Origin of the sequence: Paraburkholderia sp. (assembly GCF_028283785.1) — a bacterium.
GTDB lineage: Bacteria > Pseudomonadota > Gammaproteobacteria > Burkholderiales > Burkholderiaceae > Paraburkholderia.
Window position 1 is genome coordinate 243,335 of record NZ_JAPWKB010000020.1, and the last position, 20,913, is coordinate 264,247.

Annotated in this window: 12 protein-coding genes and 2 tRNA genes; 6 read left to right on the forward strand and 8 right to left on the reverse strand. The window is 61.6% G+C overall.

All coding sequences use genetic code 11. The annotated features are described in order from the left end of the window. Positions 1-10: 10 nt before the first annotated feature. From PW947_RS30195 to PW947_RS30205, 3 genes are all read right to left on the reverse strand, one after another. A complete protein-coding gene (locus tag PW947_RS30195) occupies positions 11-2,509 on the reverse strand; it encodes an acyl-CoA dehydrogenase (RefSeq protein WP_299636421.1) in 2,499 nt (832 codons plus the stop codon). Between the two features lie 209 nt (positions 2,510-2,718). Continuing rightward, complete coding sequence (locus PW947_RS30200) at positions 2,719-3,717, reverse strand: TetR/AcrR family transcriptional regulator (protein WP_299636423.1); 999 nt, start codon at positions 3,715-3,717, stop codon at positions 2,719-2,721. A gap of 415 nt (positions 3,718-4,132) precedes the next feature. Beyond that, positions 4,133-5,353, reverse strand: a complete 1,221-nt coding sequence (locus PW947_RS30205; RefSeq protein WP_299636425.1) for an MFS transporter — start codon at positions 5,351-5,353, stop codon at positions 4,133-4,135. A 281-nt stretch (positions 5,354-5,634) separates the two neighbouring features. On the opposite strand from PW947_RS30205, the gene PW947_RS30210 reads away from it, so the two are divergent. Continuing rightward, on the forward strand, positions 5,635-6,036 hold the full coding sequence (locus PW947_RS30210; RefSeq protein WP_299636426.1) for an MAPEG family protein: 402 nt from the start codon (positions 5,635-5,637) through the stop codon (positions 6,034-6,036). 92 nt (positions 6,037-6,128) lie between these two features. Here PW947_RS30210 and PW947_RS30215 read toward each other — a convergent pair. Together PW947_RS30215 and PW947_RS30220 are read right to left on the reverse strand one after the other, a co-directional pair. Then, positions 6,129-6,215: transfer RNA gene (locus PW947_RS30215), tRNA-Leu, on the reverse strand. A gap of 217 nt (positions 6,216-6,432) precedes the next feature. Beyond that, positions 6,433-6,519, reverse strand: a tRNA-Leu gene (locus tag PW947_RS30220). 304 nt (positions 6,520-6,823) lie between these two features. Between PW947_RS30220 and rnr the strand changes: the two genes are divergently transcribed. Both rnr and rlmB read left to right on the forward strand, forming a co-directional pair. Then, positions 6,824-9,295 carry a ribonuclease R gene (gene rnr, locus PW947_RS30225; RefSeq protein WP_299636428.1) on the forward strand — a complete coding sequence of 824 codons (2,472 nt, stop codon included), beginning with the start codon at positions 6,824-6,826 and terminating at the stop codon, positions 9,293-9,295. Positions 9,296-9,506: 211 nt separating this feature from the next. Beyond that, positions 9,507-10,244, forward strand: coding sequence for a 23S rRNA (guanosine(2251)-2'-O)-methyltransferase RlmB (gene rlmB, locus PW947_RS30230; protein WP_299636429.1), 738 nt, complete (start codon positions 9,507-9,509; stop codon positions 10,242-10,244). A 904-nt stretch (positions 10,245-11,148) separates the two neighbouring features. On the opposite strand, the gene PW947_RS30235 is transcribed toward rlmB, so the two are convergent. Next, positions 11,149-12,252: a glycosyltransferase gene (locus PW947_RS30235; RefSeq protein ID WP_299636432.1), complete on the reverse strand. Its 1,104-nt coding sequence runs from the start codon at positions 12,250-12,252 to the stop codon at positions 11,149-11,151. 417 nt (positions 12,253-12,669) lie between these two features. Between PW947_RS30235 and rpiA the strand changes: the two genes are divergently transcribed. Beyond that, positions 12,670-13,365, forward strand: a complete 696-nt coding sequence (gene rpiA / locus PW947_RS30240) for a ribose-5-phosphate isomerase RpiA (RefSeq protein ID WP_299636434.1) — start codon at positions 12,670-12,672, stop codon at positions 13,363-13,365. Between the two features lie 167 nt (positions 13,366-13,532). On the opposite strand, the gene PW947_RS30245 is transcribed toward rpiA, so the two are convergent. Next, positions 13,533-14,927: a glycosyltransferase family 4 protein gene (locus PW947_RS30245; RefSeq protein WP_299636436.1), complete on the reverse strand. Its 1,395-nt coding sequence runs from the start codon at positions 14,925-14,927 to the stop codon at positions 13,533-13,535. 298 nt (positions 14,928-15,225) lie between these two features. On the opposite strand from PW947_RS30245, the gene PW947_RS30250 reads away from it, so the two are divergent. Both PW947_RS30250 and PW947_RS30255 read left to right on the forward strand, forming a co-directional pair. Continuing rightward, positions 15,226-16,422 (forward strand): glycosyltransferase family 4 protein, encoded by a 1,197-nt coding sequence (locus PW947_RS30250; protein ID WP_299636437.1) that lies wholly within the window; start codon positions 15,226-15,228, stop codon positions 16,420-16,422. Positions 16,423-16,749: 327 nt separating this feature from the next. Beyond that, positions 16,750-17,172 carry a transcriptional regulator gene (locus PW947_RS30255; protein WP_299636438.1) on the forward strand — a complete coding sequence of 141 codons (423 nt, stop codon included), beginning with the start codon at positions 16,750-16,752 and terminating at the stop codon, positions 17,170-17,172. Between the two features lie 1,265 nt (positions 17,173-18,437). On the opposite strand, the gene PW947_RS30260 is transcribed toward PW947_RS30255, so the two are convergent. Continuing rightward, entirely contained in the window at positions 18,438-20,888 is a 2,451-nt protein-coding gene (locus tag PW947_RS30260; RefSeq protein WP_299636439.1) for a polysaccharide biosynthesis tyrosine autokinase, read from the reverse strand. Between the last annotated feature and the right edge of the window lie 25 nt (positions 20,889-20,913).

Below are 20,913 nucleotides of genomic sequence, written 5' to 3' on the forward strand. Positions count from 1 at the left end.
GCCGCACGGCTCAGGCGGCGAGTTGCATCGCCTTGTCGAGCGCGGCCTGGCGGTGTTTCAGCGCGTCCGCCATGCCGAAGTCCGGCGCGAAGTCGTCGACCTTGACGGCGAGCGCGCCGTAGCGGGCGTAGTCGTCGAGCACGCTGCGCTCGTCGGCGTCGATCAAGCCCTGACGTTGCGCGTCGTCGGTCCATGCGCCGAGCGCGACGAGGCTTTGCGGCATCGGCGGCAGCAGGTTCTGTCTGACGGCGTCGCGCAGCTTCTGGTCGATCGCGTTGAAGCGCGGGCTCAGCGCGAACAGCACTTCGCCGTAGCCGAGTTCGTCGACGTCCGGATGCGGTACATAAGAATCGGACACCAGACGCTCGCGCGCGAGTCCGGGCGTCTGCATCAGCTCGGCGATCTCGCTGCCGAGCGCATCGGACGGCGCGCGATGCGGCATCCCGAACGGAAACGCCAGCGCCCGCACGAGACCGGCCGCGAAGCCGTTCGGATAATTCGCGAGCACGCCGTCGAGCGCTTCCTGCGCGCGGTACAGCGCGTCTTCGACGCCCCAGCGCACCAGCGGCAGATCGGCTTCCTGACGGCCTTCGTCCTCGAAACGCTTGAGTGTCGCGGAGATCAGATAAAGCTGCGACAGGACATCGCCGAGACGTCCGGAGATGCGCTCACGACGCTTCAGGTCGCCGCCGAGCACGAACATCGACACATCCGCGAGCAGCGCGAATGCGGTCGAAAGACGGGTCGCTTCGCGGTAGTAATGGACGAGCGGTCCGTGCGCGAGCTTGGGGCGCTGGATAAAGGCGCCGCCCGTGATGCCGTAGACGAAGCTACGCACCACGTTCGACAGTGTGAACGCGACATGGCCGAAGAACGCGTCGTCGAAATCGTGCAGCGCGCGGGTCCGGTCGGCTTCGCGCGTCGCGGCCATTTCCTTCAGCACGAACGGATGGCAGCGAATCGCGCCCTGGCCGAAAATGATCAGGCAGCGCGTCAGGATATTCGCACCTTCCACCGTGATCGCGATCGGCACCTGCTGATACGCGCGCGCGAGAAAGTTGGACGGCCCCATGCAGATGCCTTTGCCCGCGGCGACATCCATGCCATCGTTGATGACCTGGCGCGCGCGTTCGGTGATGTGGTATTTCGCAATCGCCGAAATCACCGACGGCTTTTCGCCGAGATCGACCGCATGCGCGGACAGGCGGCGCGCCGCGTCCATCACGTAGAGGTTGCCGCCCATCCGTCCGAGCGCTTCCTGAACGCCTTCGAACTTGCCGATCGCAGTGCGGAACTGGCGACGCACGGCGGCATACGCGCCGGTACCGCGCACCGCGAGTTTCGCCATGCCTACGTTCGACGACGGCAGCGAGATCGCGCGGCCGGCGGCCAGACATTCCATCAGCATGCGCCAGCCGTTGCCCACCTGGTCGGCGCCGCCGATCACCCAGTCGATCGGGATGAACACGTCCTTGCCGGAGTTCGGACCGTTCTGGAAGACCGCGTTGAGCGGCCAGTGGCGGCGGCCGATATTGACGCCGGGGTGGTCGGTCGGAATCAGCGCACAGGTGATGCCGGGTTGGTCGTCGCCGCCGAGCAGACGGTCGGGGTCCAGCGCGCGGAACGCTAGGCCTAGCACGGTGGCGATCGGCCCGAGCGTGATGTAGCGCTTGTCCCATGTGACGCGAAAGCCGAGCGTTTCGCGCCCGTCGATCACGCCTTTACACACGATGCCGACATCGGGAATCGCGGCGGCGTCGGAACCGGCATACGGGCTCGTCAACGCGAAGCAGGGGATGTCGTCGCCGCGTGCGAGGCGCGGCAGATAGTGATTTTTCTGCGATTCGGTGCCGTAGTGCATCAGCAGTTCGGCCGGTCCGAGCGAGTTCGGCACCATCACCGAGACGGCGGCGGCCGAGCATCGCGTGGCGAGTTTCATGATGACCTGCGAATGCGCGTAGGCGGAGAACTGTTTGCCGCCGTACTGCTTCGGAATGATCATCCCGAGGAAGCCTTTGTCTTTGATGAATTGCCAGGTTTGCGGCGACAGGTCCTGCCAGATCGCGGTGGTTTCCCAATCGTTCGCGAGATCGCACAACTGCTCGCATTCGACGTCGAGAAACGACTGTTCTTCCGCGCTCAACCGAGCGGGGCCGTAGCCGAGCAGGGTGTCCCAATGCGGGCGGCCGGAGAACAGCTGGGCGTCCCACCAGACCGTGCCGGCTTCGATGGCATCGCGTTCGGTCGGCGACATCGCGGGCAGGATCTTGCGGAAAATATCGAGGACCCGGCGACTGATCACGGTCCGGCGCAGCGGTTTGATCGACAGCAGCAGCGCGGGCAACACGAACAGGATCACGAATACCGTGGTCAGTGCGGGACCGGCGAGGCCGCCGCGATTGACCGCGATCACCCAGACCAGCATGACGCCTAGCCACGTCAGAGCGTTGGCTCGCCAGTAGACGAGCGCGGCTGCGATCAAAACCAGCGCAAGAAGGGTCCACGTCATAAGCTTGTCTCCCGTTTTGTTGGTGCGTTCGATGCGGCGTTCAGGCGTTGTGGTGAAGCGGTGATGCGGTGTTGCTTTCGGGCCGCGATGCGGCGCACGGCGACGCTCGCGCGTGCACGTGGCACGCGTCGTTCAGCGTTCACTTCATGGGTAGCAAGGCTTGCGCCACGCGGCCGGGCGACGTGCCGCTTGTCGCCCGGCGCGTGCGCTCAGGCAACGCGTCGCGTGCCGTGGTGCAAGGATGCGCCTGATTCGGCGCTCGCAGTCGAATGGGTGTCGTGCGCGTCGTCATCGTGCGTTGGGCTCGACGATGCGCCATTCGATGCGTGACTCGATGCGCCGTGTTGCGGCGTGTGCGGCGTGTGTGACGTCTCCGGCGTCTCCGGCGTGGCGGGTGCGGCCGGTGCTGCCGTTGTGTCGGGCTGGCCGTGCGCGGAGGTGTCGGACGTGTCTGACGTGTCCGGTGCGGTTGCGCTCAGGGTGTCGTCAGGGGCGCTGTCGGGGTCGTTGGCGTCGCCGAGCACGGCTGCGAACATCGCCAGCTGGTTGGCGTCGGGCAACGGCGCTTTCAACGCGGCCACCATCAGCGAGGCCAGCCGTGCGATCAGTTGCAGGTCGTTCATCGACTTGCCTTGCGAGAACTCGGACAGCAGGCTGTCGGTATCGGTGCCGGCCAGCACGCCCGACAACGCGCCGATCGCGAAGTGCAGACGCCAGCCGAGTTCCTCGCGCGGCAGATGCGGCAACGCGCGCTGGAATGCATCGAAAAAGCGCAGCGACACCGACTCGTAGTGCGCGTTCAGGAAGTCGCGGATAAACGACGAAGGATCGGTGTACGCGCGGCCGAGCAGCCGCAGGAACGCCTTGCCGCCGACGCGCGGTTCACGCGACAGCCGCAGCGCCGGAATGAACATCGCGCCGAGCACGTGCTCGCAGGTCAGGCGCGGGCCGAGCAGCGCATCGAAACGGTCGAGCAGCTTGAGCCGTTCCTCGTTCAGGCGGTCGAGCCGACGCGACAGCATCGCGTGCATCAGCGCTTCCTTGCTGCCGAAGTGATAGTTGACCGCGGCCAGATTGACCTCGGCGCGTGACGTGATCTGTCGCAGCGACATCGCCTCATACCCGCATTCGACGAACAGGTTTTCGGCGGCATCGAGGATGCGCGTCTTGGTATCGCCGGCGAGCCGGCTGGTGGTACGTGTTGGCATTTTTGCGTCTCCCGCCGGTTTCCCGGCCCGCAAACAAGCAATTGAATTGGCTTTTTAAAACAGCCGTTTTTTTCAGAATAAGAACGAACGTGCGTTCAGATCAAGGCGACATGTCGATGAACTCCTCTAAAGACATCAATCCATACGCGCGTTTTGATCGATTGGATGCAAATCTGACGCGCAATAAAAAAGCCGTTCCGACGGTTAAGTCGGAACGGCCTCGTATTGCTTGAAACTGGGTGATGCGGTTGGCGTGACGGCGGATCGAGCCGCCTGTCTTGCGCTTATTGTGCCCGAGTTTGGCGGACTGCAACAGACGCCATAAAAGCGTTTAGTTCGAACGCTTTAAGCTGCGGGTTTTGACTGCATTCGCCATTCACTCTTTATCGGCGATTCATTCATCGTTGCGCATCGATCAAAGTTGCGCGGCCACCTGTTTCGCCGATTGCGTCATGTCGATACCGCGACGCTCGCGGCTAAATGGAATCAGCGCGGCAATCACGATTGCAACGATGCCGATCACGATCGCCATGATCAAAGCATAGTTGTTGCCGTGCGCTTCGGCGGCACTGGATTGCAACGGCCCGTTTACCGACGCGATCAGGTTGCCGAGTTGATACACGAGACCGGGAAAGGTCGCGCGGATTTCATCGGGCGAGATTTCGTTCAGGTGAACCGGGATCACACCCCACGCACCTTGCACGGAAATCTGCATCAGGAAGGCGCCGAGCGCGAGCAGTACCGGCGTCGACGAAAACGCCCACAGCGGCAGCACCGGCAGCGCGATCAGCGCGGCGATGAAGATGGCGCGCTTGCGGCCGATCTTCTCCGAGATCGAGCCGAAGAACAGTCCACCGACGATCGCGCCGACGTTCAGCGTGATGGTGATCCACGACACCGTGTGCGCATCGAACTGATGCTGCACGCGCAGGAACGTTGGATACAGATCCTGCGAGCCGTGCGAGAAGAAGTTGAAGGCAGTCATCAGCACGATCGCGTAGACCGACAGACCGATGTTCTGCTTCAACGTAGCGATCAGGCCGGGGCGCGTCTTCTTTTCGAGGGTCCGGAAGGCGGGCGATTCGGGCACGTGCGCGCGCACGTAAAGCACCAGCAACGCGGGCAACACGCCGACGAAGAACATGCCGCGCCAGCCGATGTATTGATAGAACAGGCCGAATACGATCGACGCGAGCAGGTAGCCGCTCGGATAGCCGGCTTGCAGCAGACCCGACACGAAGCCGCGCGATTTCGGCGGCACGGTTTCCATCGTCAGTGCACCGCCGACGCCCCATTCGCCGCCCATCGCGATGCCGAACAGCGCGCGCAATACCAGCAAGGTGGTGAGATTCGGTGAGAAGCCGGACAGCAGTTCGAGCAGCGAAAAGCACGCGATATTGACCATCAAGGTCGGACGACGGCCGAACCTGTCGGCGAGCCAGCCGAAAATCAATGCGCCGACCGGACGCATCATCAGCGTCAACATAATGCCGAATGCCACTGCGGGTATTTTGGTGTTGAATTCGGCGGCGATATCTTTCAGAACAAATACCATCAGAAAGAAATCGAATGCATCCAGTGTCCAGCCGAGATAGGCAGCTATCGTGACGTTGCGTTGTTCTCTAGTCCAGCTCATTGAAATGATCTCCTGTCTCTTCCATCCTCGAGCGGTTTATCTGCGATGACAAACCGTTGCGCGGTCCCCGTGCGCCCCGTGGGCACGGGCTCCGACGAGTGTACGCCCGCCGTTAAGCGCCTGCAGGGTTGAATGCGCGCGATATGTGGTAATCCCTGGGCGACACAAGCGGATCAGGATTTTTCTAGCCGGAGATGTCGGTTAAATGTAATTATATGAATTGAAAATTAAAGATTAACGTTCGATAAATGTAATTAAAACACTAAAAGGGAGATTGATTCATGAGCGTATTGCACCTGTGTCTTCTGATTGTCGCGCTACTGCCTTTTCCGTGGACGATGGTGGCGAAACTCAATCGCCGCTACGACAACCGCACGCCGCGCACGTATCTCGCCGGTCTCGACGGATGGCGCGCGCGGGCGCATGCCGCGCATCAGAATGCGTGGGAAGCGTTGGCGTTGTTTACGGCGGCCGTGGTGGTGGCGGGGCAGTCGGCGGCGAGTTCGGGTGGCGCGGGCAATGGTGTCGGCACGCTCTGGTGGCTCGATGCGCTGGCAATCACGTTCGTGCTCACGCGGGTGCTGCACGGCTTGCTGTATCTCGCGAACTGGGCGTCGTTGAGATCGCTGGTATGGTTCGTGGGATTGGCGTGCGTGGTGTCGATGTTTATCGTCGCGCATTGAGCGGTCATCAAGCGACGAAGGATTGTGTGGCCGGAAAACAAAAAACCCCGCAGGCGTTCGCTTTGCGGGGTTACTTTGCTGCTTGAAAACGGTGGTGCCCAGGAGAGGACTCGAACCTCCACGGTGTTGCCACCGCTAGGACCTGAACCTAGTGCGTCTACCAATTCCGCCACCTGGGCACGTTTCAAGCTAGACCAATATTTTAACAAGATAACTCAGCGTGTCAATCGAAACCTTCACAGCGCTTCGTTATCTGTTCGGAACATCGGACATTAAAACTTCATGCCGGAAGACCGCACTGCCAACCCGCCAAACTCTTTCGAGAAGAGCGGGTTACCTTCTAACCTACACAATAATAAAGCCGCCTTAAACGACAAGGCGGCTTTACCTTGAATCTGGTGCCCAAGAGAGGACTCGAACCTCCACAGTGTTGCCACCGCTAGGACCTGAACCTAGTGCGTCTACCAATTTCGCCACCTGGGCAGGTGTCTGTACAAGTTGCTGCACAGCGAAGACCGCAATTATAGCGACAGAAACACTCGTGTCAAGCATTTCGCTTTCGTTTTCGAGATGTTTTGTTTGCGATGCGAAAGCGGTGTTTGCAAAGGCCGCCGAGCCCGTATTGACGGGGCGCGTCGCGTGCAACACGGGTGTTAGAATGCCTCGCAGTAGTTCACGCTTGCATACCGATACAAGGAATGCGGCGCTTGATCTACACGTTGGCGGGCTGCATTCCAAACCTTGGCGTCCGACGTCCACGCAACGAGAAAAAATCATCGACAAGCCCTTGAGCAAATATCCGTATCCGATACCAAGCCGCGAAGAAATCCTCGGCGTGCTGCGCACGAGTGAAACGCCGCTTGCCGCGAACGACATCGCCGAAGCGTTGTCGATCAAGCGCCAGGAGCGCGAAGGATTTTTCAAGCGCTTGGGTGCCATGGAGCGCGACGGCCAGATCCGGCTCGATCAGCGCAATCTCTATCAACTGACTCATCCGTCGAACTTCGTCGCCGGGCGTGTGCAAGGTCATCGTGACGGCTACGGTTTCCTCGTGCGCGACGACGGTCAGGACGATCTGTTCCTGCCGAGCGGCGAGATGCAAAAGGTCATGCACAACGATCGCGTGCTGGCGCGCATCGTGGGTTATGACCGGCGCGGACGGCCGGAAGGGCATATCGTCGAGGTGACGGACCGCGCGAACAAACGCGTGATCGGCCGCCTGCTGAGCGAGAACGGCGCGTTGATCGTCGCGCCCGAAGACAAGCGGATCGGTCACGACATCCTGATCACGCAGAACACCAAGAAGGCCAAGGTCGGCCAGGTGGTGGTGGTCGAGCTGACCGATTTCCCGAGCCGTCATTCGCAGCCGTTGGGCCGCGTGGTCGAAGTGCTCGGCGATATCGACGACCCCGGCATGGAAATCGAAATCGCGGTGCGCAAGTACGGCGTGCCGCACGAGTTCAGCCAGGCCGCGCTCGATGCCGCCGCGAAGCTGCCCGACGAAGTGCGTCCGGTGGATATCCGTCACCGTATCGACCTGCGCGATGTGCCGCTCGTCACCATTGACGGTGAAGATGCGCGCGACTTCGACGACGCCGTTTATTGCGAGCCGATCAAGGTCGGTCGCGGCGACGGTTTCCGTCTGATCGTCGCGATCGCCGACGTGTCGCATTACGTGCATCCGAATAGCGGCCTCGACGTCGATGCGATCGAGCGCAGCACGTCGGTGTATTTCCCGCGTCGCGTGATTCCGATGCTGCCGGAAAAGCTGTCGAACGGTTTGTGCTCGCTGAACCCGAACGTCGATCGTTGCGTGCTGGTCTGCGACATGGTCGTGACCTCGCGCGGCGAAGTGAAGGCGTATCAGTTCTATCCGGGCGTGATGCATTCGGCCGCGCGACTGACGTACACCGAAGTCGCCGCCGTGCTGAAGAACACCAAGGGTCCGGAAGCGACGCGCCGCGCGGCGCTGCTGCCGCAATTGCAGAATCTGTATGGCGTCTACAAGTCGTTGTTCGCCGCGCGCCAGAAGCGTGGCGCGATCGATTTCGACACGACCGAGACGTACATCGTCTGCAATGCGCAGGGCAAGATCGAGCAGATCATCCCGCGCACGCGCAACGACGCGCACAAGCTGATCGAAGAGTGCATGCTGGCCGCGAACGTCTGCGCTGCCGACTTCATGAAGCGCAACAAGCAGCCGGGCCTGTACCGGATCCACGCGGGGCCGACGGCCGAGAAGCTGGAGAACCTGCGCACGTTCCTGCGCGGCATGGGCATGACGCTCGGCGGCGGCGATACGCCGCATGCAAGCGACTACGCCGGACTGATGGCGCAGATTCGCGAGCGGCCGGACGCGCAGATGCTTCAGACCATGCTGTTGCGCTCGATGCAGCAAGCCGTCTACAGCCCGGACAACATCGGTCACTTCGGTCTCGCGTACGAGGCGTATGCGCACTTCACGAGCCCGATCCGTCGTTATCCGGATCTGCTGACGCACCGCGCGATCTACGCCATTTTGCAGGGTCGCAAGTACGCGCCCGAAGCGCCGAACGGCGTGGCGTTGAACACGGCGCTGTCGCCGCGTGCGCGCGCCATGCAGCAGGCCGATGACGAAAAGCGCGGCCGCACGCGCTCGAACAATACGGCGATCTGGGAAGAGCTCGGCTTGCATTGTTCGGCCAACGAGCGTCGCGCCGACGAAGCGTCGCGCGATGTCGAAGCGTGGCTCAAGTGCTATTTCATGCGCGACAAGCTGGGCGAGGAGTACGGCGGGATGGTGAGCGGCGTGACGTCGTTCGGCATCTTCGTGCAACTCGACGCGTTGTTTATCGAAGGTCTCGTGCACGTGACGGAACTCGGTTCCGACTACTTCCAGTACGACGAGATCAAGAACGAGTTGCGCGGCGAACGCACGGGCATCCGTTATCGTCTGTCGGACCGGGTGCGGGTGCAGGTGAGCCGCGTCGATCTGGACGCACGCAAGATCGATTTCCGTCTGGTTCGCGATACGCCGATCAAGCCACCGGGCAGCAGCGCGCGCGGATCGGTCGCGGAGAAGACGATCGACGGTGGTAGCGCGCGGGTTCGTTCGTTGCCGCCGGTCGAAGGCGGCGAGGCGGGTGGTCGTCGCAAGAAGGCGGCGCCTGCGCAATCGCTGGCGGTCAAGGAAGCACGGGCCGCGCGCGGCGCTGCGCGCAAGCACGGCGGCGCTGCGACGAAGTCGGCACCGAAGCCGCAGGCGCGCAAGAAGCGTTGACGCCGGCGCGGATTTCCGCCGGCATGGCGATGCGATCGATGCATCGCCATACCGGCGGCGGTCCGCGTTGCGTCTGAAGTTGGATTGTTTGTTTGGGCCGCGCGCGGAAGGTGTTCGATGACACGTTTCGCGCGCGGTCTGCATTTTCATTCGTCGTTATGTTCAGCAGCGCGTCGTTCGTCGACGCGCGCCATCAAAGGTTGTTTCAGTCATGTCACGTCTCAAGGTTCTTTACGGTTTCCACGCAGTGACCGCACGCATGCGGCACGATGCTTCGTCGGTTGAAGAGGTGTATTACGACGCGACGCGCAAGGATCGCCGGATGACGGAATTCCTGCATACGGCGAAGGAAGCCGGCGTACGTCTGATCGCCGCCGACGAAACGCGTCTGTGGGGTTTGGCGCACACCGAGCGTCACCAGGGCGTGGTGGCGCGTGCCGGCGACATGCCGCTTGCGCAGAATCTGGCCGAGCTGCTGGACGGGATCAACGGCACGCCGTTGTTGCTGGTGCTGGATGGCGTGACGGATCCGCACAACCTGGGCGCATGTTTGCGGGTTGCCGACGCAGCGGGCGCGCATGCGGTGATTGCGCCGCGCGACCGGGCGGTGGGATTGAACGCAACCGCGGCGAAGGTAGCGAGCGGCGCGGCGGATACCGTGCCGTATATCACGGTGACGAATCTGGCTCGCGCGCTGCGGGAGTTGAAGGACGCAGGCGTGTGGATCGTCGGCACGGCTGGGGAAGCGACGGCTAGCGTGTATCAGACCAAGCTGGACGGTCCGGTCGCGATTGTGATGGGCGCTGAAGGGGAAGGGATGCGGCGGCTGACACGTGATACGTGTGATGAGGTTATGCAGATTCCCATGGCTGGGAGTGTTGAGAGTTTGAATGTTTCTGTTGCTAGTGGGGTGGTGTTGTTTGAGGCCGTGCGGCAGCGGATTAAATAAGTCGGGTTTTTGGTTTTTGTTTTTGGTTGTCCCGGTTTGGCCTTGGTTGGTTGTCCCGGTTTCACGTCGGTTTGCCTGGATCGTCCCTGTGCGGGACCGCACCTACTTTTCTTTGCTCGCGCAAAGAAAAGTAGGCAAAAGAAAGCGCGTTTACACCGCCACTCCGTAGCGAGTGGCGTCTATTTATTATCGTGTAGTGGACCGCGCACGATTTGAGTTGTCGCACCGCTTAACTCGGTGACAAGGCAGTCATTCGTTCCGGCTGTTCGCTCCGCGACAGCCGACGGGCACAGCCCCGTCTTGATCTCTTGGCGTCATTCGCGCGCTGCACTCTGTCGGTCACAAAACCCATTTTTCTGGCGTGCGCTGGTATGGTTGCGCGCGCAAAATTCCAGTCCAATCAGAACGTCGAAACCATCGCGAGGACGGGTGAATGCCGCGGGGAAAACCGAGCGTTGGCCCGCTGCCGGAACCGTCCTAATGACGAGCGAATAGTGTGGCGCAACCTGGTTTCGAACCGACACCGGAACCGTCGAAAAGGCCGAAAAATAGCGTGGCGCCAATGGATTTTTGAAGTGGGCTACCGCCGCGAAGCGGGCGGGATGTGCGGGCGCGGGCCACCACGAAAAACCGACCGATCACACAAAACGTGCGCGATCCACTACCCGAAAGTCAGTAGACGCCACTCGCTACGAAGAGACGGTGTAAACGCGCTTTCTTTTGCCTACTTTTCTTTGCGCGAGCAAAGAAAAGTAGGTGCGGTCCCGCACAGGGACGAACCAGGCAGACCAGCGTGAAACCGGGACAACCGACCAAGGCCAAAGCCAAAGCCAAAGCCAAAGCCAAAGCCAAAGCCAAAGCCGAAGCCGAAGCCGAAGCCGAAGGCAAAAACCACCCCAAACCCTTATGCCCCCGCCATCATCTCCTCCCGCCGCGCAGCCCCATCGATCAACACATCCGTTAACGTCACATGCTGCTTCGCAAACCCCTGCGTCGTCAGATCCTTCTCCGCCAGCTCCCGCTGCGCCCGCACGGCCTGCGCAAGCGTCTCCTCCGGCGCTTCGGCGAGCGAATCCACCACCCGCCGGATCGCATCCGGACTATGCACGGGTACATACCACGCGCTCTTCGCCGAGAAATAATCCTCCAGCCCGCCACCGGCAGTCGCAACCACCGGTTTGCCCATCGCCACGGCTTCCAGCATCACCGTAATCCCCGACGCGTGATAGTTCGGATGCAACGGCACCACGATCACATCGGCCCAGTCGTAAAACTCACGCTGCGCGGGCAATCCGTTCACGTTCGTAATCGTCACGTTCGACGGCTTGTCCTGCTGCGCGACCTTGCGACGCGTCGCGATCCGCACGTCATAGGCGGGATCGTTCGCGAAGGCCTTCATCAACGTGCCCCAGTCGCGGTCGCGGTCGTTGCCGATCGCCGCGACCCGCAGCGGACTGTGCGGCTTCCATTCGGTCGCCGGGCGTACCGGGAAATCGTCGGTGTTCAGGCCGTACAGCACGACAGTCGCCTTGCGCCCCCAGAACTCCTTCACCAGCGCGGCATTGCGCGTCGTCAGCGTCGTCAGCATGTCCGCGCGCCGCAGCAGCCAGGTGTAGAAGAGCCGCTTCGGCAAACTCAGGTTCTTCCACAGATCCAGCAACCACACGCTCTGCGCCAGCAATAGCGGTTGCCGCTCCCGCCGCGTCAACATCAGCAGCAACGCCACGGAAAGATACTCGCGCTCGGTATGCGTCCAGATCACATCGGCTTCGGCGAGCGCGGCGCGATTACGGAACGTATGGATCATGTCGAATCCGATCACCGCCTTCAGCCCGCGACGCACCACGCTCAGCAAGCGGCCTTCCGGATGATCGTGCGAATACGTCACGGACAACGCGTCCGATCGCGCATGGTGATAGCCGTAAATGCAGCCGGGCTTTTCGCCGTTGCGAAAACGCCGCGGATCGATTCCGTAATACAGGTGAACGTGGATATTGGTCGGCTTCATGGACTCTCCGTCCGCAAGGTCGCGCGTCGGCGGATAACGAACGCGGCGACGGATCGCGACTCTCGCGGGTGGCTTCGCGCGAACGCGCGCAGGCTGTGGCTTTGCGGCGCTGTCGTGCTGCGCCGGGCTTGCAAGCATCATAGGTTCGCGCGCGCACAGCCACCGTTGGCCAGAGCACATTCACGCAAGACGCGAAGCCTCGCAGATACCGCGCCGACGCACCCGATACAGCGCGATCCGCCATCGTCGATGCGCCCATAACAAGCCAGCGTGCCCCGCACCTGCCGGCAAATTCCGGATTACGGCACACTCTCCGGTAAACTCACGTTTTAGACGGCATTTCGCGCGCGCCACATCGCGTCGCATCGCGCTGACGGTCCGCTCTTATCAGCTCCCATTCGGCTTTAAAGCACGCCCATGACTCAAGACGAACTCAAGCAACTGGTCGGCCAGGCGGCCGCCGATTACGTAACCGCCAACGTGCCCGACGGCGCGGTGATCGGTGTCGGCACCGGCTCGACCGCCAACTGTTTTATCGACGCGCTCGCCGCGAACCGGTCGCGCTATCGCGGCGCGGTGTCCAGCTCGCTGGCGACCACCGCACGGCTGCAATCGCACGGTTTCAAGGTGCTCGACCTGAACGACATCGAATCGCTGCCGGTCTACGTCGATGGCGCCGATGAAATCGACCACGGCGGCGCGATGATCAAGGGCGGCGGCGGCGCGCTCACGCGCGAGAAGATCGTCGCATCCGTGTCCGAGGTGTTCGTCTGCATCGCCGACGCCAGCAAGCGCGTCGATGTGCTCGGACAGTTCCCGCTGCCAATCGAAGTCGTGCCGATGGCGCGCACCGCGATCGGACGTCGCGTGACGGCGTTGGGCGGCGTGCCGGTCGTGCGCGTCACGAAGGACGGCACGCCGTTCCTGACCGACAACGGCAACGAAATCCTCGACGTCAAAGGGCTGCGCATCAGCGACCCGCGCACGCTCGAAATGCATATCAACGCGTGGCCGGGCGTCGTCACCGTCGGTCTGTTCGCAGGACGCGGCGCGGATCTGTGCCTGCTCGGCACCGCGGAAGGCGTCGAAACGATTCACTACACAAAGCGTTAAACGCCGCGCCGCATCGTTGCGGCCATGAAGCAGCAAACAGAAAGCCCGCGCATCGTCCGATGTGCGGGCTTTTTTTATCGCCGCTTTATCCATGCGTATAACGCATGCGAGTTCGATGCGTGGCGCGCATGCGAACCTGTTTCCCCGAAAACGGGGGGATGTATCGCTTATTTCGCGGCGTTCGCAATCGCCTGCGTCATGCGAAGCAGATAATTGTTCAGCGAGAAATCGCGGCGCGCTTCGATTGCGCCCTGGTCCGCGACGCGCTGCGCCAGCGCCGGATCCACGCGCAACATGCCGATCGCATGCGCATAGCCGTCGATATCGCCGGGGGCGACCAGCCAGCCGTTCTCGCCATGCCGCAAGATCTCTTTCACGCCACCCGCCGCCGAGCCGATCACCGGCCTGCCAGCCGCCATCCCTTCGACGATCACGCGCCCAAACGGCTCCGGCTCCGTCGATGTATGCAGGATCGCGTCCATCGCGCGCATCCACGCCGGCATGTCGTCGCGAAAGCCCGCGAAATGCACGCGGTCCGCGATGCCGAGACGTTCGGCCTGCAAACGCAGCGCCTGTTCGTACGCGTGTTCGCCGAACAGCGCCGCGCCGACCAGCACGAGGTGCGCATCAGGCACGCGCGCTAGCATCTCCAGTGCGAGATGCTGACCCTTCCACGGCGCGAGCCGACCAAACAGGCCGACCAGGTACGCGTTTTCGGGTAATTCGAGGCGTCGGCGCAGTGCGGCGATTTCAGCCGGTTCGCGCGGTGCGTTCGAGAACGCGTCCGCATCGATGCCGTTATGGACGATCGGCACCTTCGATACATCGATGCCGGTCAACGCGGAAAACGCGTCGGCGGAAGCCTTCGAATTGGCGACCACGTGATCGACGACGTGCCGCGTCAGCCACCTGACGACCCGCAACTGCATGTTGCCGAAGTGCTCGCGGGTGAGGATGTCATGCAGATACCAGACCACCGGCCGCCGATGCAGCGGCTTGCCGAGTGCGCCGAGCACAAGTGCTTTTTGCGTATTCAGAAACAGCACGTCGAATTGTCGCGCGTGAGCCGCGATCCGGCGCACCTGGCCCAGCATCGCCGGTACTGCGCGCAGCATGCCGAGACCCGGCGCCTGTCGCTTGATGCCCGACACTTTCTGGTTGGTGACCATCTCGACCCGAACACCTAGCGCTTCGAGTCGCGCGCGAAACGGGCCTTCCGATAACAGCACGACTTTGCCGCGCGCCGCGCAGCTTGCCGCGAGCGGCAGCAACGCGAATTCGGCACCGCCTAGCTGGCCGCTCTGATCGACGAACAACACACTTGGCGAAGTACTTGCATCGTGCGATGCGGTGGACGACGCGCGAGTGTCAAGCGGGTGGTTTGTGTGATCGAGAGTGTCCGCGCCCGACAGCGTATGCATCGCAGAAAGCGGATCGTGCGCGATGCCGCCGTCCTGCGCGAGCGCATGAGCGAGCGGCGCGGATAGCGGATGGCCAGACGCGCTGGCAAGGGAGCTTGCGACTGAGTTGGCAAGCGGGCGACGCAGGTCCGAAGCATTCATCGTGATACGCGATTCGTGAAGGTCATGAAGCGGCTCGAGAGGCGGATCGTCATCGCGACGCATAAAACGGTCGACTGCCCGAGCGGCGAAATATGCCGTAAAACAGGCACTAAAACCGTTTTTAGCGAGCGCAGTGCCTTCGCCTCATCCAATGGATGAAGAGTGCGCTGACGAGGCTTCATTATTCGCGGACTGTCGCGCTTTTAGTGTGGTCGTGCGCACGCACGGGAGAGGATGCCGCCCTTACACTGAGTCGCATCAGTGAACCCTTGCATGAATCCTTTTAGCAGGTGATGAGATGAAAGTGGCGATCGTGCACGACTGGCTCGTCGCACCCGGCGGGGCCGAGAAAGTGCTCGAACAGATCATTCAGTGTTTCCCCGATGCCGACCTGTTCAGCCTCGTGGATTTTCTGGAAGACCGCACGCCGGTGTGCGGCAAACCCGTGGCGACGTCGTTCATCCAGCATTTGCCGTTCGCACGTCGTCGCTATCGCGCGTATCTGCCGTTGATGCCGCTCGCGGTCGAGCAGTTCGATCTGTCTTCGTACGATCTGATCATCACGAGTTCGTATGCGGTCGCGAAGGGCGTGCTGGTCGGACCCGATCAGACGCATGTGAGTTACGTGCATTCGCCGATGCGTTATGCATGGGATTTGCAGCATCAGTATCTTCGCGAAGCGCGACTCACGCGCGGACCGAAATCATGGCTGGTGCGCTGTCTGCTGCACTACCTGCGCGGTTGGGATTCGCGATCGGCGAACGGTGTGGACCGGTTGATCGCGAATTCGCATTTCGTCGCGCGCCGGATCATGAAGACGTATCGACGCGATGCCGCGGTGGTGTGTCCGCCGGTCGACGTGCACAAGTTCGACGTGTGCGCGTACAAGGACGATTTCTATCTGACTGCGTCGCGGCTCGTGCCTTACAAACGCATCGATCTGATTGTCGAAGCGTTTACGGCGACCCCGCATCGCAAGTTGATTGTGATCGGCGACGGCCCGGAAATGGCGACGGTTCGCGCGAAGGCGGGCCCGAATGTGACGATTCTCGGCTACCAGCCGTTTGCGGTACTGAAAGAACATATGCAGCGCGCGAAGGCGTTCGTATTCGCGGCGGAAGAAGACTTCGGCATCGTCGCGCTGGAAGCGCAGGCGTGCGGCACGCCGGTGATTGCATACGGCAAGGGCGGTGCGCTGGAAACGGTGATTCCGCTCGGCGAACCGCAACCGACCGGCGTGTATTTCGCGCGGCAGTCGGTGGCTGCGGTGATGGATGCGGTGGATCGATTCGAGCGTTTTGGCGAAGCGATCACGCCGGCCGCGTGTCGCGCGAATGCCGAGCGTTTTTCGGCGGGCGCGTTCCGGCATGCGTTTATGGTCGAAGTGACGCGGACCATCGCAGCGGGCGGTGCGCGTCAGCGGATCGAGCGGGAGACCGAAGAAGTGGCGTGGCCTGGGGACCCGGCACAACAGGGTTCGATGTGGGGACGCTGACAGTCGCCTGATGCAATGCCTGCCGGCGCAAGCGGTACGACGCCGGTGAAGGCGTGCGTACGCGCTGTCACGTCGTCGCATCGTAACGGAGGCGGATCGCGGGGCAGCGCAGGCGGTAGAAGAGCAGGGAAGCAGGGAGTAGGAGTTGACACGTTGCAGCTGCGGTTGGGGACGTGGAATACGTGCTGCCACAAGACGGAACAGTCGACGTGAGCGGCGAACAAGAGAGAACCGTAGCGGCAATCCATTACAACCGAGAGTCGCTGTGCCGGGGTGGTTGAGTGCACACGTGACAGACGACATCTGGACAAGGAAGAATCGAAGGACATGAACGCCGATCGCCTGCCGGGCCAAATGCCCGAACTAGCCGAGACCTGGGCTGCGTTACAGCTTCAGGTTGGTCTGAAACCCATTCGCAGCGAGAAGGATTATCAGAAGATGACCCATCTCGCGAGCGATCTTACCGAGCATCTCAACGGTGACCAGGAGAGTCCGCTGGCGGACCTGTTTGGGATCGTGAAGGAGTTGATTGGGAATTGGGAAGCGCGCAACGTGACGTTGCCGAAAGCGGAGCCGCGGGAGGTGTTGCGGCATTTGCTGGAGACGCATGGTCTGAAGCAGAAGGACCTGGCGCCGATTGCTTCGCCGACTGTTATTAGCGATATTCTGGCTGGGCGCCGGGCTATTAGCAAAAATGTGGCTAAGGCGTTGGCGGTCAGGTTTCATACAGATGTGAGTGTTTTTATCTGATTTGCTTTTGCTTTTTGCCTTTGGCGGGAATGTCGGTTGTTTGTGTGCGTCCAGTTCTCGCGCTGGGGTGCCTGGAGCGCCCTGGTGTGGGGCTGGATGTTGTCGTTTGTTGGTTTTGATTTGGTTTTTGGGTTGTCGTGGTTTTACGCTCGGTTGTCCCGGTTTCTCGTCGGTCTGCCTGGATCGTCCCTGTGCGGGACCGCACCTACTTTTCTTTGCTCGCGCAAAGAAAAGTAGGCAAAAGAAAGCGCGTTTACACCGCCACTCCGTAGCGAGTGGCGTCTACTGACTAACGGGTAGTGGACCGCGCACGATTTGAGTTGCCGCACCGCTTGCCTTGGTGACAAGGCAGTCATTCGTTCCGGCTGTTCGCTCCGCGACAGCCGTTGGGCACAGCCCCGTCTTCATCTCTTGGCGCCATTCGCGCGCTGCACTCCGTCCGTCACAACACCCGTTTTCCTGGCATGCGCCGGCCGGTTCTCGCGCGCAAAATTCCCGGCAACTAGGAACGTCGAAACCATCGTGAAGTCGGGTGAATGCCGTGGCGCAAATCGGGCTTTGAGCCGGAGGCTGGAACGGTCGTGGGGACATGCAAATCGAGAGGCGCAAACCGGGCTTCGGAGCCGACGCCGGAACCGTACAAACGACAGGCGGATGCTGTGGCGCAAACTGCGCTTTTGGCTGGACGCTTGAACCGTCGAACAGGCGGGAGAGTGACGTGGCGCAAATGGGTTTTTGAAGCAGGCTACCGCCGCGAAGCGGGCGGGATGTGCGGGCGCGGGCCACTTGGAAAAACGGACCGGCAACTCCAAACGTGCGCGGTCCACTACCCGTTCTGAAAGGACGCCACTCGCTACGGAGTGGTGGTGTAAACGCGCTTTCTTTTGCCTACTTTTCTTTGCGCGAGCAAAGAAAAGTAGGTGCGGTCCCGCACAGGGACGATCCAGGCAAACCAGCGTGAAAACAGGACGCGCACACCGAGCCATGAGCAACCAAACCGGCGCAAGCCAGCGTGAAAACAGGACGCGCACACTGAGCCATGAGCAACCAAACCGGAGCAAACCAGCGTGAAAACAGGCCAAGCACACCGAGCCATGAGCAACCAAACCAACAGCAACCCAGAACAACCCACAGCAAATCAGAAAATGAAAAAAGGCTTCGCTTTTAAAAAAAAGCGAAGCCTCAAAGAAAAACCAGGAACCAAAAAAACCAGAAACCCAAAACGACCAACAATCAAAAACCAGGAACCAAACCAGACCCCTTCCTCACCGCCGCTTCGTATTCCCACCATCCGGATCGGAAGCCGAATACGTATACGCATAAGCGTAATCATAAGTCCCAAACTTCCCACCTGATTTCGCCGGCACGGCATTCATCACCCCGCCGATCAACCGGGCCCGCGCGCGTCGCAACTTCTTCAGCGCTTCGCTGACGTTATGCTCCGTATGCATCCCCGCCCGCATCACCATCACCGTCGAGCCGGCGATATTCGCCACGATCGCTGCGTCGGCAACTGCAAGCAACGGCGGTGTGTCGACGATCACCAGATCGAACTGCTGCTCGAACCGATGCAGGATCTCCGCAAATCGCGGCGACGTCAGAATCTCCGACGGGTTCGGCGGATAGGCGCCCGCAGCAATAAAGTGCAGCCCGGCAACACCGGTCACGCGTGCCGCAACTTCGAGATCCATCTGCCCGGTCAGCAGCTCGGTCAAGCCGCCATTCGGCGAACGCCCCAGATACTGCGCGAGACGTCCGCGTCGCAAGTCGGCATCGATCAGCAACACCCGCTTGCCCGATTCCGCAATCAGCGCGGCCAGGTTCGCACACAGGAAACTCTTGCCGTCCGACGGAGCCGGACTCGTGAATGCGACGATCCGGTTAGGCGCATCGATCAGACCGAACTGCAACGTCGCCCGCAAGCCGCGCAAACCTTCCACCGACGAATCGAACGGATGCGTCTTCGCCAGCAACGGACGCATCGGACCCTTCGCCGAAGGAATGATCGTCTGCGTGCCGACGGGTTCGTGTGCGGTTCCCGTGTGACTCGACGTCGTCGAACGCGGCACGATCATCTGCTTCAGACGGTCGAAACCGGTCACGGTCGGGGCTTCCGGCACGGTCGTCGAACTCGGTCCCACCGACGAACCCAGACGCGGTGCCTGCGCACCTTGCAGCGCAAGACGCGTCGCGCTCATCAGACGGTCGCTGCGCGCCTGCTCGGCACTGAACGGAATCGAACCGAAAATCGGCATCTGGAAACGACGCTCGACAAACTCCGGATCCGATACGCCCGTGAAGAACGTGCGACGGCAAAACGCGAACAGAATGCCGGCGATGATCCCCAGCACCGTGCCCGCCGAAATGATCAGCGCGGACTTCGGACGCACCGGCGCGGAAGGGACCAGCGCGTCATCGACGATATGCACGTTGCTGACCGTGCCGGCGCGCGAGATCGACAGCTCCTGCGTCTTGTTCAACAACGCAACGTAGATGTCCTCGGCCACTTTCGCATCGCGTTGCAACGCAAGGGCTTCGCGTTCCGAACCCGGCAATGTGGTGAAATGGTCCTCGAAACGGGCCTTTTCACGCGCCATCGCCGCAAGTTGCGCATCGACGGTCTGCACTTCCTGACTTTCCGCCGTGAAGCGCTGCAACAGTTGCGCACGTGCCACCCGCAATGCAGCGATCTGACGTTCGTACTCCAGTCCGCCTTGCAGATACACACCGGCTTCCTGGGTCGGCTGGAACGAACCGGCGCGCTGCTGATACTCGGACAATGCGGTTTCCGCACGGCGCACTTCACCGCGCAGACGCGGCAGTTCGCTGTTCAGAAACGACAGCATCCGGCTCGCTTCTTCCTGTGCGCGTTCGGTCCGTTGCGCGATATACGATGCGGCGACCGCATTCGTGATCGCGGTAATCGCATGCGGATCGGTGCCTTGATACGACAGTTGCACGACGCCGGTTTCACGACCCTTTTCGCCGATCTGCAAACCCGTGGACAACGCCGCCACCGCATCGAGCTGGTTGTAACGCTCGACGTTGAACTCGGTGCCCTGACGTGCGACCAGCGTCTTCACCAGCATCGTGACGCCGCTGCCCGTCGCGGTTTCGCTGGCCGTGCCCGTCAGCAGTCTCGCGCCTGCCTTGTCGAACAGTTCGTAATGGCCGTCGCCGAGCGCGCGAAGCGTCAGCGGTGCACCTTCGAGCAGCTTGGGCACCGTGATCGAATCGACCTGAAACTGCTCGCCGCCCCATGCGTACTCGTCGAAGCCGAACGGTGCCGACATCGGCTTGCCGGGCTCGGCGAAAAACGCCCAGATCTTGCCGAGAAACGGCATCGTCTTCGGACCGGCCTTGAAGTTCAGCTTGAACTCTTCGATGACCGGTTCGACCACGGCACGGCTGCGCATGATTTCGATTTCGGCGTCGGTGCGCAGGGTCGGCGTGGCCGGTGTCAGCGAAATCGCCTGCTGTTGCTGATTCGTGCCGCCGCCATTAGTGCTGTTCTGCGTTTCGACCTGAATCAACGCATCGGCCGAATAGATCGGTGTCGCGAGGCGTGTGTAAATCACCGCGGCGAGAATCACCGCGGCGGCAATGCCGATCACCCACCAGATCTGGTCGATGACGACGCGGACCAGATCGCGCATCACCGCGTCCTCGTCGCTGCCGGGCGATGGACTGTGGTCAAGCATGTCATACGTACTCATGGTTTAGCTCCGTCGCGAGGCGGAC